13 protein-coding genes are annotated in these 14,304 nt (G+C 61.2%); 5 read left to right on the forward strand and 8 right to left on the reverse strand.

Going from position 1 to position 14,304, the window contains the following annotated elements:
- Positions 1-82: 82 nt before the first annotated feature.
- The 4 genes from JQ575_RS18770 to JQ575_RS18785 form a co-directional block, all read right to left on the reverse strand.
- Entirely contained in the window at positions 83-1,573 is a 1,491-nt protein-coding gene (locus JQ575_RS18770; RefSeq protein ID WP_212034700.1) for a tripartite tricarboxylate transporter permease, read from the reverse strand.
- Between the two features lie 18 nt (positions 1,574-1,591).
- Positions 1,592-2,134: a tripartite tricarboxylate transporter TctB family protein gene (locus JQ575_RS18775; RefSeq protein ID WP_192737886.1), complete on the reverse strand. Its 543-nt coding sequence runs from the start codon at positions 2,132-2,134 to the stop codon at positions 1,592-1,594.
- Between the two features lie 123 nt (positions 2,135-2,257).
- Positions 2,258-3,352 carry an S-methyl-5-thioribose-1-phosphate isomerase gene (gene mtnA / locus JQ575_RS18780; protein ID WP_212034701.1) on the reverse strand — a complete coding sequence of 365 codons (1,095 nt, stop codon included), beginning with the start codon at positions 3,350-3,352 and terminating at the stop codon, positions 2,258-2,260.
- Entirely contained in the window at positions 3,349-4,224 is an 876-nt protein-coding gene (locus tag JQ575_RS18785) for an S-methyl-5'-thioadenosine phosphorylase (protein WP_212034702.1), read from the reverse strand. The genes mtnA and JQ575_RS18785 overlap by 4 nt, the downstream gene beginning before the upstream one ends.
- 170 nt (positions 4,225-4,394) lie before the next feature.
- On the opposite strand from JQ575_RS18785, the gene JQ575_RS18790 reads away from it, so the two are divergent.
- Complete coding sequence (locus tag JQ575_RS18790; protein WP_212034703.1) at positions 4,395-5,045, forward strand: class II aldolase/adducin family protein; 651 nt, start codon at positions 4,395-4,397, stop codon at positions 5,043-5,045.
- Between the two features lie 15 nt (positions 5,046-5,060).
- Here the strand turns inward: JQ575_RS18790 and JQ575_RS18795 are convergent, their stop codons facing one another.
- The 3 genes from JQ575_RS18795 to JQ575_RS18805 all read right to left on the reverse strand — a co-directional run bounded on the left by JQ575_RS18795 (position 5,061) and on the right by JQ575_RS18805 (position 8,272).
- Positions 5,061-6,008, reverse strand: a complete 948-nt coding sequence (locus tag JQ575_RS18795) for a tripartite tricarboxylate transporter substrate binding protein (protein ID WP_212034832.1) — start codon at positions 6,006-6,008, stop codon at positions 5,061-5,063.
- Positions 6,009-6,232: 224 nt separating this feature from the next.
- Positions 6,233-7,030, reverse strand: coding sequence for an enoyl-CoA hydratase/isomerase family protein (locus JQ575_RS18800; RefSeq protein WP_212034704.1), 798 nt, complete (start codon positions 7,028-7,030; stop codon positions 6,233-6,235).
- A 42-nt stretch (positions 7,031-7,072) separates the two neighbouring features.
- Entirely contained in the window at positions 7,073-8,272 is a 1,200-nt protein-coding gene (locus JQ575_RS18805) for an alanine--glyoxylate aminotransferase family protein (RefSeq protein ID WP_212034705.1), read from the reverse strand.
- Positions 8,273-8,452: 180 nt separating this feature from the next.
- Here JQ575_RS18805 and JQ575_RS18810 point away from each other — a divergent pair, with 180 nt between their 5' ends.
- Together JQ575_RS18810 and JQ575_RS18815 are read left to right on the forward strand one after the other, a co-directional pair.
- Entirely contained in the window at positions 8,453-11,464 is a 3,012-nt protein-coding gene (locus JQ575_RS18810; protein ID WP_212034833.1) for an FAD-binding and (Fe-S)-binding domain-containing protein, read from the forward strand.
- A complete protein-coding gene (locus JQ575_RS18815; protein ID WP_212034706.1) occupies positions 11,457-11,885 on the forward strand; it encodes a heme-binding protein in 429 nt (142 codons plus the stop codon). The genes JQ575_RS18810 and JQ575_RS18815 overlap by 8 nt, the downstream gene beginning before the upstream one ends.
- 615 nt (positions 11,886-12,500) lie before the next feature.
- Here JQ575_RS18815 and JQ575_RS18820 read toward each other — a convergent pair.
- Positions 12,501-13,310 carry an outer membrane protein gene (locus tag JQ575_RS18820; RefSeq protein ID WP_212034707.1) on the reverse strand — a complete coding sequence of 270 codons (810 nt, stop codon included), beginning with the start codon at positions 13,308-13,310 and terminating at the stop codon, positions 12,501-12,503.
- A 136-nt stretch (positions 13,311-13,446) separates the two neighbouring features.
- Here JQ575_RS18820 and JQ575_RS18825 point away from each other — a divergent pair, with 136 nt between their 5' ends.
- Both JQ575_RS18825 and JQ575_RS18830 read left to right on the forward strand, forming a co-directional pair.
- A complete protein-coding gene (locus tag JQ575_RS18825; RefSeq protein WP_212034708.1) occupies positions 13,447-13,794 on the forward strand; it encodes an addiction module antidote protein in 348 nt (115 codons plus the stop codon).
- Positions 13,795-13,990: 196 nt separating this feature from the next.
- Positions 13,991-14,257, forward strand: a complete 267-nt coding sequence (locus tag JQ575_RS18830) for a hypothetical protein (protein ID WP_212034709.1) — start codon at positions 13,991-13,993, stop codon at positions 14,255-14,257.
- Positions 14,258-14,304 lie beyond the last annotated feature (47 nt).

Here is a 14,304-nt window from a genome sequence, read left to right on the forward strand (position 1 = left end):
TGAGGAGTTGGCGCAGTCACGGTTAAAAAACGCTGAATCCACCCCCAAACATATGACTAAGCGGGGCTTTTTGCCGTCCTCATCACCGGGTGACGCTCCCAAATAGCTTGTCGATCACGGGCCAGAACAGGAGAACGATCGCCAGTGTTGTAATCGAGCCAACCAGGCCGTTCGACCAGAACACCTTCATGTCACCGCCGGATCCGATCATTGACAGGCGGAACGCATCCTCGGCGCGGTTCCCGAGTACCAGCGCCAGGGTGAACGGCGCGAGTGGAATGCCGATCTTCTTGAAGACATAGCCGACGACGCCGAAGCCGAGCATCAGCCAGATGTCGAACATCGCATTCTGGATCGCATAGGCACCGATCGCGCAGGACACCACGATCATCGGCGCGACCGCTGCGAACGGCACCCGCAGAATCGAGGCAAAGATCGGCACCGTCGTCAGCACCAGCACAAGACCGACCACGTTGCCGAGATACATCGAGGCAATCAGACCCCAGACGAAGTCCTTGTGTTCGACGAACAACAAAGGCCCGGGGTTGAGGCCCCACACCATCAAGCCTCCAAGCAGGATTGCCGCAGTGCCGGAGCCGGGAATACCAAGCGCCAGCATCGGCAGCAGCGCTGCAGTGCCCGAGGCATGCGCCGCCGTTTCCGGCGCGAACACACCTTCGATGCGGCCCTTGCCGAAACCGTCCGGGTTCTTGGAAAAACGCTTGGCGAGATTGTAGCCCATGAACGAGGCCGCAATCGCGCCACCCGGCGTAATGCCGAGCCAGCAGCCGATGAACGACGAACGAAACAGCGTCACCCAATATTTCGGCAGGTCTCTCCAGACCGACAACACGACGCGCAGACTGATCCCGGCGGCGTGTCCGCGCAACGCGAGGCGCTCTTCCATCGTCAGCAGAATCTCGCTGATGCCGAACAAGCCGATCACCGCGACCAGAAAATTAATGCCGCGCAAGAGGTCGGTCGAACCAAAGGTCATTCGCAACTGACCGGACACCGTGTCCATTCCAACGCCGGCGAGCAGCAGACCGAGCGACATCGAAATGACAGTCTTGTGCTTGGCCTCGCGGCCAAGCCCCACAAAGGAACAGAAGGTGAGCAGATAGACCGCAAAGAATTCAGGCGGACCGAACTTCAGCGCAAAGGACGAGATCATCGGCGCCAGAAACGTGATCAACAGCACCGCCACCAGCGAACCGATGAAGGAGGAAGTAAACGCCGCAGTCAGCGCTTCCGCAGCCCTGCCCTGCTGCGCCATTGGATAACCATCGAAGGTGGTCGCGACCGACCACGCCTCGCCGGGAATGTTGAACAGGATGGATGTGATAGCGCCGCCGAACAGCGCACCCCAATAAATGCAGGACAGCATGACGATGGCCGAGGTCGGATCCATCGTGAAGGTCAACGGCAGCAGGATCGCCACGCCGTTCGGTCCGCCAAGTCCCGGCAGCACGCCGACGAAAATGCCGAGCACCAGCCCGACCATCATCAGGACGAGCGTCTTCCATGTCAGCAGGACGGCAAAGCCGTGCATGAGTAGACCGAAGGCTTCCATCGAATTACCTGCGATCTACTATCGGCCGAGGGCCGCTTCTAGCGGGCCCTTTGGCATGATGACGTCAAACGCGATGTCGAAGGTCACAAACATCACAGCGGTGAACACGAAGGCAGTCAGCAGCGATTTCCACAAGGCGATCTTGCCGACCACGCGCATGAAGGTCGAGATCAGCAGGAAGCTCGCGACATAGAGTCCGAGAAATTGCATGGCCAGACAGAACAGCAGCGTCGGCACGAACACGGCCATGACGCGGCGGAGCTGGGCCCGCGTGACAAACGTCTCGGCGGCTTCCTTGCGCGACAGGAAAGCGGTGACGAGACCATAGAGGCTGGCGCCACCGAGGATCACCGACAGATAGAACGGAAAATAGCCGGCCTGTGGGCCGGTGGAGTCCCAGGCGGCGCCTGTGCGCCAATTGTCCCACCCGAGCGTCAGCGCCAGCGCCAGCAGGAGCAATGACACCACGACGTCGACGATGCGGACGCTCGTCACGACAGGTGAATTGACCTCCGGCGCGGTCGGATCGTCGACGACGATTTCGATGTCGGTATTGGACATGGGGTGAGATCTATCCCGGCTAGCTGACGTGGCATACGGGATACAGTGCTGGCGTTGCCCGCGTCAATGTAACTTCAGCGAATGCACTGACTTGACGCTTTTCCTCAACGCGAACCGGCAACGCTATCGGAACCGATCAGGAAACGTGCTCGCAAGTGCAGCACGTTCAGCTCTCAGCACACCACGCTCGGTGATCAATCCAGTTACCAGCCGTGCCGGCGTGACATCGAAGGCATAATTGGCGACCGGCGATCCCGCAGGCACCACCCGCACCGTTTCGATACGCCCATCGGTGGTGCGGCCGGTCATGGTCGCGACCTCGTCGGAAGCGCGCTGTTCGATCGGAATCTGCTTTATTCCGTCGTCAATACTAAAGTCGATGGTCGGCGACGGCAGCGCAACATAGAACGGCACGCCGTTGTCGTGCGCGGCGAGCGCCTTCAAGTAGGTTCCGATCTTGTTGCAGACATCGCCATTGGCGGCCACCCGGTCGGTTCCGACGATGGCCAGATCAACCATCCGGTGTTGCATCAGGTGGCCACCGGTGTTGTCGGCGATCACCGTATGCGCAACACCATGGTGGCCAAGTTCCCACGCCGTGAGGGAAGCGCCCTGATTGCGGGGCCGGGTTTCGTCGACCCAAACATGGACCTTCAGGCCACGATCATGCGCGAGGTAGATCGGAGCCGTCGCGGTACCGAAATCGACCGTCGCCAGCCATCCAGCGTTGCAGTGCGTCAGGATGTTGACCGTCTGTCCCGGCTTGGTCGCGGCAATCGCTTCGATCAGCGCCAAACCGTGCTGTCCTATGCCCTGATTGATCGCGACGTCCTCCTCCGCGATTTCAGTGGCACGCTTGTAGGCCGCCGCGACACGTCCTGACGGCGGCAAGGGCCGCAGTATCCCGTGCATTTCATCGAGCGCCCATTTCAGGTTGATGGCCGTCGGCCGGGTCGCGATCAGCATCTTGTAGGCAAGGTCAAGCGCGGTGTCGGAGGCATCGACGCGCATGGCCAGCGCCATGCCATAAGCGGCGGTTGCGCCGATCAGCGGCGCGCCGCGCACCAGCATGGAACGGATGGCTTCGCCGGCGTCCGACGCACTCGTCATCCGCGCGATGACGAAATCATGCGGCAGCCGCCGCTGGTCGATCGCCCCGATGGACCATCCATCGGCCTCGAGCCAGATGCTGCGAAAATGCCTGCCATCGACCTTCATGAACGCAAAACCCTGCCGGCCACCGCGTCGAGCTTCCTGAGCAATTCGGGATCTCGCGCCTCCGGCGCCGTGATCAGCGCGGTATCGAGGGCCCGGTCCGAGCCGATCGGGCACGGTTCGTGCTCGCGCGGGAAATCCCTGGCAAGGCGCGCAACCAAGCCCTTGGCCTTTTCGGCATTCGAATTCAGCACGCGAATGATATCCTGAACCGTCACGGCATCGTGCTGTGGATGCCAGCAATCGAAATCGGTAACCATCGCCACGCTGGCGTAACAGATCTCGGCCTCACGGGCGAGCTTGGCTTCCGGCATGTTGGTCATCCCGATCACCGAATAGCCCTGCGTCTTGTAGGTCAGGCTCTCGGCAAGGCTGGAGAACTGAGGGCCCTCCATACAGACATAGGTGCCGCCTTGCACGGCCGCGATGCCCTCGGCCCTGGCGGCCTCCGCCAAATGCACCAATAGACGCGGTGACACCGGATGAGCCATCGAGACATGGGCAACGCAGCCTCTGCCGAAGAAGGAACTTTCGCGCTTGTGGGTGCGGTCCACGAATTGATCGACGAGCACGAATGTGCCGGGTAGCAGATCTTCCCGAAACGAACCACAGGCCGAGAGCGAAATCAGGTCGGTAACTCCTGCCCGTTTCAGGACGTCGATATTGGCGCGGTAGTTGATGTCCGAGGGCGACAGAACGTGCCCTTTGCCGTGCCGGGGCAGAAATACGATCGGCAGCCCGGCGATGACACCATGCCTGACAGGCGCAGAAGCCTCGCCCCAGGGGCTTTCGATTGCCTCGTCGCGGACATTTTCCAACCCCGGCAGATCGTAAATGCCGGATCCGCCGATAATGCCGAGTACGGCATTCGTCATGATTGCTCCCAGAATGTTTCCCGGAGCGACCGCTCCGGCTTGTTCCCAGCACGCTTGGATGTTCGACTATACTGCGACGCAATAATCAACCATTGTTCGCCTACTGCAAAGGCCCTCTGACAGGGCTTGCGATTTGACGGCGCGACGCCGCAGCGATCAGGAGAAAGTGGATGTCGGCCACCAGCGAGCGGAAGAAGCGCCAGTCAATCATCGACGCCTGCCGCAGCATGAATGCGCTGGGCATTAATCAAGGCACGTCCGGGAATATCAGCCTGCGGCATGACGCCGGCCTGCTGATCACACCGACCAGCGTGCCCTATGAAACGATGCAGCCGGAGCAGATCGTGTTCATGGGTCTGGACGGTTCGTTCGACGCGGCGCCGCGACCGTCGAGCGAGTGGCGGTTTCATCTCGACATTCTGAAGGCACGGCCCGAGGTCAACGCGGTGGTGCACGCGCATCCACCCTATTCGACGATCCTCGCGATCATGGGTCTGGAAATCCCGCCGATCCATTACATGATCGCGGTTGCCGGCGGCGACACCATCCGCTGCGCGCCCTATGCGACGTTCGGCACGCAGGAGCTGTCGGAACACGCCGTGCGGGCACTCGAGGACCGCCTGGCCTGCCTGCTGGAGCATCACGGCATGATCGCCGTCGGACCTTCGCTGTCGAAGGCAATGTGGCTTGCGGTGGAGGTCGAAGCGCTGGCGCGGCAATATCACGGCTGCCTTCAGATCGGCACACCGCGGCTGCTGCCCAAAGCAGAGATCAAGAACGTTCTCGGCAGGATCGCTGGATACGGTCCTGCCGGGAAATAACGCGCTACGACTGGCTTACTTCGCCACGAAACCGGCTTCGTTCATCAGCGAGGTGTTGAGCTTGTCATCCTCCTCGAGGAACTTCACCATGTCCTTGCCGGTCAGGAAGATCGGCTTCAGCGCCTGCTTTTCCATGTATTCCTTGTACTCGGCGGTCTGCGTCACCTTCTGGAACAGGTCGACATAGAACGCCTGTTGATCGGGCGTGACCTTGCCCGGAAGGAACATCGCACGCAGCATCAGATACTGCACGTCGAGCCCTTCTTCCTTGCATGTCGGGATGTCGTTCCAGGATTGCGTCTCGGTGACCTTGGTCTTGTAGGCGATCCGCTCCTTGTCGAACACGCACAGCGCGCGGACCTGGCCGGCCCGCCAGACCTCGAGATTTTCGGACGGGTTGTTGACGTTGGATTCGGTATGGTTGCCGACCAGCTGCGTCGCGGCTTCGCCACCGGATTTGTAGGGCAGATAGGAGAACTTCGCACCGGTCCTTTGCTCCATGAACACAGTGAGCACGTGATCCTCGCGCTTGGAGCCGGTGCCGCCCATCTTGAACGGCGAACCCGCAGCCTTGGCGGCGGCAACGAATTCCTTCACGGTCTTCGGTCCGGCGGCATTGTCCCACAGCACGAACTGATCGAGCGCGACCACCGACACCGGCGTGAGATCGCGCCAATTGAAGGGAATCTTCGCCGACAATGGCAGCATGTAAATCAGCGAATAGGCGATCAGCACCTTGTTGGGGTCGCCGTCGCTGGACTTCATGTACATCAACGCTTCGGCACCGGACGCTCCGCCCTTGAGCGAGACCACGATCGGCTGCTTCATCAAATTATTCTTCTGGATCGCCGCCTGCATCATGCGAGCCATCTGGTCGGAAGCGCCGCCGGCACCTGCTGCGACCACGATTTCAACCGGTTTGGTCGGCTCCCAGGCAGCGAACGCCGGTACGCTGACGATCATGGCCGCCAAGGCGGCCGTGGCTTTAAGAATCTGTCCCACGTGCTTCTTCCCTATGTCTTTGTTTTAATTGAAGAAACGCAAGCATACACGGTATCATTGTGCGGATTTAACCGCTCCAGTTCAAGTCGAACCAGCCCACACTGCCTATGACTTTCGCTTGAGCCGACCAAACCAGGTTAGCGACGATACGGAAATCCAATCGTGATTGAAGCTAGGGCCGAACCCTATTTGCCCTTCCAGTTCGGCGTACGCTTGTTGAGGAAGGCATCCATTCCTTCGCGAAAATCCTCGCTCATGTAGGCGCGCAGGATCAGATCCCGGCCCTCCTCGCGCGACAGCGTGCGGCGTATACGGAGCACCGCTTCCTTAGCGGTTTCCATCGTGATCGGCGCATGACCAGCAACGAGCTTGGCGGTTTGATCGGCGCGGCGCTGCAGCGTCGGAACGTCAGGCACCACCTCGTTGAGCAGACCGAGCGACAGCGCCTCCGGGGCCTCGATCAGCCGCGCGGTAAAAATCAGGTCCTTGGTCCGCGCCGGCCCGACCAGGGCGACGACGCGGCTGATATTGGACATCGACAGACAATTGCCCAGCGTGCGCGCGATGGGAAAACCGATGCGCGTGGTCTCGGTGCCGATCCGGATATCGCAGCAGGCGGCAATCCCGGCGCCGCCACCGGTGCAGGCACCGGCGATGGCCGCAATCGTCGGCACGCGGACCTTCTCCAGTGTGCCCAGCACGCGATCGATCCGCTCCTCATATTCGAGCGCGTCTTCCGCGGTCTTGAAGGCACGGAACTGCGAGATGTCGGTACCCGACGCGAACGCCTTGTCGCCCGTGCCGGTCAGGATCATCGCCTTGATCGAGCGGTCCTGGTTGACGCTCTCGCAGATCGCCGCCATCTGCTCGTACATCGCAAAGGTCAGTGCGTTCCGGGCTTGCGGCCGGTTGAACGTCAGCCGGGCGATACCGTCCTCGACGGAATAGAGCAGGTCTTCAGTTGCAGCTGCCGATGCGTTCATCGCAGTTCTTTCTGTTCATTTCGTTGTTGGGTCGAGACCGGTTCAGGCCACGGCGACCTTTGGCATGGAAACGACGTCGCGCCCCTTGAGCACTTCCATCGCCGCCAGCACACCCCCGCCACGATGCGGCACCTTGGCCAGATCGAGACCCATTTCAACGCCCGACAGCGTACCCATCAGCATCAGATCGTTGAAGTGACCGATATGGCCGATCCGGAACACCTTGCCCTTGATCTTGTTGAGGCCGGTGCCGAGCGACATGTCGAAGTTTTCCAGCACCACTTTGCGGAAATTGTCGGCGTCATGGCCTTCCGGCATCACCACGCCGGTCAGCGCCGGCGAGTGTGCGCCCTGTTCCTGGCACTGCGTTTCCAGGCCCCAATCCTTGATGGCCGCGCGCGTCGCGGCACTGTGGCGCTTGTGGCGGGCGAAGACGTTCTCCAGCCCCTCTTCTTCGAGCATCTTGACCGCTTCGCGAAGCCCGAACAGCAGATTGGTTGCCGGCGTGTAGGGCCAGGTGCCCGCCTTGTTGATCGCGATCACTTCCTGCCAGTCCCAATAGGAACGCATGGCCGGATTGGCCTTCGCGGCCGCGAGCGCCTTTTCGGATATGGCGTTGAAACCGAGACCCGGCGGCAGCATCAGTCCTTTTTGCGATCCCGCGACCGACACGTCGATGCCCCAGGCGTCGTGCTCATATTCGAGGGAGCCGAGGCCGGAAATCGTGTCGACCATGAGCAGCGCCGGATGCTTGACGCGGTCGAGAATCTTGCGGACTTCGAGCGGATAGGTGACGCAAGCGGTCGAGGTCTCGTTGTGCACGACCATGACCGCCTTAATCTTGTGCTGGCGGTCGGCCGTCAGCCGGGCCTCGATCTGCTCCAGATCAGCGCCGTGGCGCCAGTCGCCGGGCAGGAAATCGACGTCGAGCTTGAATTTGTCGGCGATGCCGCGCCACAGCACGGCGAACTGGCCGGTCTCGGCCATCAGGACCTTGTCGCCGGGCTGCAGCGTATTGACGATCGCCGCTTCCCAGGCACCGGTGCCCGACGACGGGTAGATGATCACTGGCTGTTTGGTGCGGAACACCCGCTGCATGGCCGCCAGCACCGCGTGGCCGATCTCGGCGAATTCGGGACCCCGGTGATCCATGGTTGGCATGTCCATGGCGCGCAGCACCCGGTCCGGCACGTTGGTCGGTCCTGGAATCTGCAGAAAATGCCGTCCAGAGTGCACAGTCATGGGGCGTCCCTCCCGTCTTGTCTTCAGAAGTCTTGGTTTCACGAGCCGCTCGAATATCACTATTCGGCGGGCTTGTCCCCCGCCCGGCGGGGCCCGTCAATGCACAAGAAGCAGGGCTTTGCCTTGCCAAGGCGGACCCCGGCAGGCAAGACACTGAGGATCACTCACGAGACCAAGGCAATGGCGGCAACAGGGGCCGAAAAGTCACCAGATTCGGCTGAAAACAGAGCCCTCGCCGTGCGTCTTGCTCGCGAGATTACCGGCGACGTCTTCTTCGACGCGTTCAACCGCGGTCGCTACGCGACTGACGCCTCGTTCTACCAGATGATGCCCCTAGGCGTGGTGGTCCCCCGGACCATGGACGAGGCCTTGCGGACGCTTGCCATCGCAGGGGACGCTGGCCGAATCGTCACCCCCCGCGGCGGCGGCACCTCGCAATGCGGCCAGACCGTCAATGAGGGGATCGTCGTCGATTTTTCCAAACACCTGAACCGCGTGCTCTCGCTCGATGTCGAGAACCGCATTTGCGTGGTCGAACCCGGCATCGTGCTCGACGACCTCAACCGCCAGCTCAAGAAGCACGGGCTGTGGTTTCCGGTCGACGTCTCGACGGCGTCGCGCGCCACCATCGGCGGCATGGCCGGCAATAATTCTTGCGGCGGACGATCTCTGCGCTACGGCACCATGCGCGACAATACGCGATCGATGGATGCGGCCCTGGCCGACGGCACGCTGCTGCATTTCGGCGAAGTGCCGCGCGATCTCGCGCGCGTGAATTCACCCGATAGCGGGCTTGCGCTGTTCCGCGACATGCTCGATCTCGGCAAACGCGAGGCAGCCGAGATCGCCGAAAGGTTTCCGCACGTGCAGCGCCGCGTCGGCGGCTACAATCTTGATGCGCTGGTACCGCGCCACGCGGCGAACAACATGGCGCACCTCCTGGTCGGCTCCGAAGGCACGCTGGCCTTCACCACGCAGGTCGAGCTCAAGCTATGGCCTGTTATCCGCAACAAGGTGCTGGGCGTCTGTCATTTCGGCAGCTTCTATGAGGCGATGGATGCGGCCCAGCATCTGGTGAAACTCCGCCCGATTGCGGTCGAACTGGTTGATCGCACCATGATCGAGCTGGGGCGCGAGATCGCGATGTTCCAGCCGATCATCAGCACCGCCGTACGCGGCAACCCCGATGCGGTGCTGATCGTGGAATTCGCCGAGGAAGACCAGGCTGAAAACCAGCGCCGCTTGAAACAGCTCGGCGAACTGATGGCTGATCTCGGCTTCGGTTGGGACAAGCCGCAGCGCAAATGGGGTGGCGTCGTCGAAATATCAGAACCCGCGCTGCAAACCGGCATCGCTGATTTCCGCGCCGCCGGCCTCAATGTCATGATGTCGATGAAGCAGGCGGGCAAGCCGGTCTCCTTCGTCGAGGACTGCGCGGTGCCGCTGCTGCATCTCGCCGATTACACCGAACGCCTCAACGGCATTTTTGCCAAACATGGCACCCGCGGCACCATGTATGCGCATGCCTCCGAAGGCTGCCTGCACGTGCGTCCCGTGCTCAATCTGAAGCTCGAGAAGGACGTCAAGGCGATGCGCGCCATCGCCGAAGAGACCTTCGAGATGGTACGCGAGTACAAGGGTTCGCATTCCGGCGAGCACGGTGACGGCCTGGTCCGCTCCGAATTCCATGAAACGATGTTCGGTTCGCGCATCATTGCCGATTTCAGGGAGGTCAAGCAGCGCTTCGACCCGGGTAATGTCCTCAATCCCGGCAAGATCGTCGATCCGCCCAAAATGGACGACCGTTCGCTGTTTCGCTATCCGCCGGATTATCGCATCGGCGAGCTGAAAACAGCGCTCGATTGGTCGGCCTATCCCGGCGCCGGCGCCGGCTTCCAGGGCGCCGTCGAGATGTGCAACAACAACGGCGCCTGCCGGAAGCTCGAAGGCGGCGTGATGTGTCCGTCTTACCGTGCGACCCGCAACGAGAAGGACGTCACCCGCGGCCGCGCCAATACGCTGCGGCTGGCGATCTCCGGTCAGCTTGGACCCAACGCGCTGGCTTCCGACGAGATGATGGACACGCTCAAACTCTGCGTCTCCTGCAAGGCCTGCCGCCACGAATGCCCGACCGGCGTGGACATGGCCAAGATGAAGATCGAGGTGCTGGCGGCACGTGTGGCAACGCATGGGCTATCGCTGCGCGACCGGCTCGTCGGGTACCTGCCCCGCTATGCCGGCCTGGCGTCGCGGTTCGGCCCGCTCGCCAACTGCCGCAACGGTAGTCCGTTGCTCCGCAAGCTGTTTGAAAAATTCGCCGGTATCAGCGCGCAACGCGCCCTGCCCGCATTCCGGCGCGATGTGTTCCGGACCGATGCGGAGACCTTCGGGCCGGAGAGTGGCCGCGAAGTCGTGCTGTTCGCCGATACGTTCAACCGTACCTATGAACGGGAAAATCTCGATGCCGCGCTGCGCGTGCTGATCGAAGGCGGATACCGCGTCCACATTCCCAAACCGACCGATCGCGCGCGGCCTGTGTGCTGCGGGCGCACGTTCCTTTCGGCGGGCATGGTCGACCAGGCGCGAGCCGAATTGGACCGACTGGTCGCAGCCTATGCGCCGTTCGCCGCGCGCGGCGCACCGATCATCGGACTGGAGCCCAGTTGTCTCCTGACGCTGCGCGACGAGCTGCTTTCCCTGCGCTCCGATTGCGCCGCCAGGAGCATCGGCGCGCATGCAATGCTGTTCGAGGAATTCCTGGTTCGCGAGGCAGAGGCCGGCCGTTTGCGGCTGCCGCTTGCTTCGATGCCTGCCAAGGCGCTGGTTCACGGCCACTGCCATCAGAAATCATTTGGTGCGTTCAAGCCGGTCGAAAAGGCGCTTCGCCTCGTGCCCGACCTGAACGTGGAGATCATCGAGTCCAGCTGCTGCGGCATGGCCGGCGCCTTCGGCTATGGTGCCGACACCTACCGCGCCTCGCTGGAAATGGCCGAGCTCTCACTGCTGCCGGCCGTCCGCGGCGCCGACCAGGCCACGCTGATCGTTGCCGATGGCACCTCGTGCCGGCATCAGATCAAGGATGGCAGCGGGCGATCTGCCTTGCACGTCGCGCGCGTTCTGGCGATGAGCCTCGACCGTGCAAAGCCGAATTCACCTCTCTCCTCCCATGCAAAGGAACCGACCCATGGCTGAACTCACCCTCAACGTCGCCCGCAAGATTCTCGATGCCGCCCTTGCCAAAGGCGTCGAGAAAAAGCTGAAGCCACTGGTCATCACCATTCTCGACGCCCGCGGTTGCGTCAAAGTCACGGCGGCGCAGGACGGCACCAGCCTGATGCGGGCCGAAATCGCCCACGGCAAGGCCTATGGCGCACTGGCGCTGGGCATGGGCTCGCGCGCGCTGTTTCAGCGGGCGCAGGAGCAGGCCTATTTCGTCAGCGCAATAAACACGCTGGCGCTAGGCCGTCTCGTTCCGGTGCCCGGCGGGGTGCTGATCCAGGATGGTGGTGTTCTGCTTGGCGCCGTCGGTGTCAGCGGCGACACCTCGGACAACGATGAGATCTGCGCCGTCGCGGGTATCGAAGCTGCGGGACTGAAGGCTAATGCAGGATAATCCGAGGCAAGAACGCAACTGATCGGACACCGACCGAATGGATATGAATTCAGGCTGTAGCTTCTGGAGCGGTTGAAGGCGATCGAACGGCGGCTCGAAGCGCTCAGCACCGCCAGAGCCAGTTGAAGGAGACTTAGGCAAGATCGCCCGCCTATGACTGCGTCCGCCGATGTCGACATTCGTCGACGAAGCCCCCGCAAACAAATTTGGCGCCGAAGAAACGTAGAGACGAATTCTTTCAAACAACGATCTTCGGGACAGCTCTCGCACTAGGCCTCTTGTCCCGATCCTTCCGCCCCTGTCGATCGCCGGTATGCTTTATGAAGCTTCTGGGCCGCTTTTGTACCTAGGTAACATGCATGGGCGGCGCGTTTTTGAGGCAAGGAATCGGCGGAAAATTTGAGAGTAGGGTGAGGCTTGCGCGATATGGGTGGCCCGAGCCGGATTGGGCCTGTTAGCCTGCGCTGAATCCTCACGCGGATCATCCGCCAGGTACTTCAACGACTTTGCCCCGCCCTAACCTGCGGGGCTTTTTCTTTAAGTTGCGCCGTCAGCCCCGCCCAACAAAAAAAGCCCCGGGCGATGCCGGGGCTTTTGAGTTGATCAATCGGGAGATCAGTACCGCGTTCCGGTCGCAGCACCCCAGTTGAAGCGATAGACCAGCGAAGTGCTGATCGTTTGAACGAAAGGCTTGAAGGTGATGTCGAAGCCGGTCGGGAGATTGGTGCCATCGACCCGCTCTTGGAGGTTTTTGCGATCAAGATAGGCCGCGCGATATTCGGTCTTCATGAACCAGCCCGGAGCATTGATTCCGAAGATGTTCAGGTTGTTCTCGACGCCACCGCCCACAAACCAGCCCTGAGTGTTAAAGCGGTCAGTGTGCAGACCAGACGCAGTACCGGTGTTTGAACCCAGCAGCGTGCTGCCCGTCCAGTACGTGCCCGTATAACCACCATTCACATAGGAGAGGACGTTCGGAGCGACAAGGTAACCGACGCGTGCGCCAGCTGCCCAAGCGGTCTCCATTTTCGTGGTGCCGACGATGCCCGGAATGAGGCTGCCAGGAGCGGTGAAGCTCGAATCACCGATGTTGCCCTTCAGGCTACCGAAGGTGCCGTCGCCGAAAATACCGAACACCCAAGCCGCGCTCTGCCAGTCGTAACCGGCACCCACCGTGCCGAACCAGCCGTCGCCGCCAGTGCGGGTGTTGGTGCAAACGATGCAGGGGCCCCCGGTGACATCCACGCCGCCGTTTGCAGACCAGATGCCGCCACCGCCACCGCCGAAAATGTAAAATCCGGTCCAGTTATAGACAGGAGCCACGGGGGGCGGAGCCTTGGTATACGGACGGGCCCCAAGGTCAGCAGCCGAGGCCGATCCGGTGATTGCCGCTAACGCAGCCAGAGCGAGCACAATTTTCTTCATCTCTCTATTTCCCTACCTTGTCGCGCGGGGTGCGTCGCACCGATTCCAGAAATTCGATGTAAGGAGTATACGCAATTCAGCTTTGACAGCTGTCACCGAGATGCCACACTGAATGGCAAAGTGCGCTGAGGACATGATGTCGGACGACGAATTTGACCCGAAACTCTACCGTGACAACCCAGGAGCGATCGCCGCCTATCTAGATGATATATTTCGCAAAAATGACCTGCGTGAAGTTCTAATTGCTCTGAACCGGGTGATGAGAGCCCAAAACGTAAAGGCAATGGCGCGCGAGACGGGCCTTCGCCGAGACAACTTGTACAAAACATTTGGGGGTGAGATCGACCCTCAACTCGGACGTGTCATGGCTTTGTTCGAGGGGCTGGGCGTTCGTTTAACAGTGATGCCAGTCAGACCTAAAGAGCGCCCACCGCGGCCAAAGCTTGGACGACCGCTCAAGCCAAGGGGCCCCGTCGCATCTTGAAGGCCTGGCTTGCCATCATTGCTTTCCCAGCACCCGAAGCCGCTCAACGGTCTCCTTTTTCAGGCCGCCATAGCCAACTCCTGAATCCGGTAGGCTAGCCGGGCTCTCCAAGAACCGCCGGTTATAGGGGGCGGTTCGGTATCGAATAGCCCGCGCCATTTGACTTTTAGGGCATTCGCGGTCGCGCCTTTGGCGAATGATCGAAAGCGGCAAGTACGCCTCCTCGGCGGAACTGGCGAAAGCCGAGAAGGTCAACGACTCTTATCTGAGCCGCATTCTCCGGCTCACACTGTTGTCGCCCGCAATCACCGTACTTTCAGGCCGGCAAGCGCCAGGGCTAGAGCTTTCAGATCTTCTAAAGCCCGTGCGTCCGTTTCGCTTTCTGATGCATGGGGCTAAATTGGCCGACCTGACCCAGAAAAAGGGTTGCGAGCTGAAGTCTACGTTCGCCAAGCCGTGTTAAGCCGGTTTAGCCCTATCTCTCAGATAGGGCTAAACCTTCGGAGCCGC

The organism is Bradyrhizobium sp. JYMT SZCCT0428 (assembly GCF_018131075.1).
Taxonomy (GTDB): Bacteria; Pseudomonadota; Alphaproteobacteria; order Rhizobiales; family Xanthobacteraceae; genus Bradyrhizobium.

Coding starts and splice junctions, on each gene's coding strand:
- JQ575_RS18770 (WP_212034700.1), bottom strand. CDS start 1,573: ATGGAAGCCTTCGGTCTACTCATGCACGGCTTTGCCGTCCTGCTGACA.
- JQ575_RS18775 (WP_192737886.1), bottom strand. CDS start 2,134: ATGTCCAATACCGACATCGAAATCGTCGTCGACGATCCGACCGCGCCG.
- mtnA (WP_212034701.1), bottom strand. CDS start 3,352: ATGAAGGTCGATGGCAGGCATTTTCGCAGCATCTGGCTCGAGGCCGAT.
- JQ575_RS18785 (WP_212034702.1), bottom strand. CDS start 4,224: ATGACGAATGCCGTACTCGGCATTATCGGCGGATCCGGCATTTACGAT.
- JQ575_RS18790 (WP_212034703.1), top strand. CDS start 4,395: ATGTCGGCCACCAGCGAGCGGAAGAAGCGCCAGTCAATCATCGACGCC.
- JQ575_RS18795 (WP_212034832.1), bottom strand. CDS start 6,008: ATGATCGTCAGCGTACCGGCGTTCGCTGCCTGGGAGCCGACCAAACCG.
- JQ575_RS18800 (WP_212034704.1), bottom strand. CDS start 7,030: ATGAACGCATCGGCAGCTGCAACTGAAGACCTGCTCTATTCCGTCGAG.
- JQ575_RS18805 (WP_212034705.1), bottom strand. CDS start 8,272: ATGACTGTGCACTCTGGACGGCATTTTCTGCAGATTCCAGGACCGACC.
- JQ575_RS18810 (WP_212034833.1), top strand. CDS start 8,453: ATGGCGGCAACAGGGGCCGAAAAGTCACCAGATTCGGCTGAAAACAGA.
- JQ575_RS18815 (WP_212034706.1), top strand. CDS start 11,457: ATGGCTGAACTCACCCTCAACGTCGCCCGCAAGATTCTCGATGCCGCC.
- JQ575_RS18820 (WP_212034707.1), bottom strand. CDS start 13,310: ATGAAGAAAATTGTGCTCGCTCTGGCTGCGTTAGCGGCAATCACCGGA.
- JQ575_RS18825 (WP_212034708.1), top strand. CDS start 13,447: ATGTCGGACGACGAATTTGACCCGAAACTCTACCGTGACAACCCAGGA.
- JQ575_RS18830 (WP_212034709.1), top strand. CDS start 13,991: ATGATCGAAAGCGGCAAGTACGCCTCCTCGGCGGAACTGGCGAAAGCC.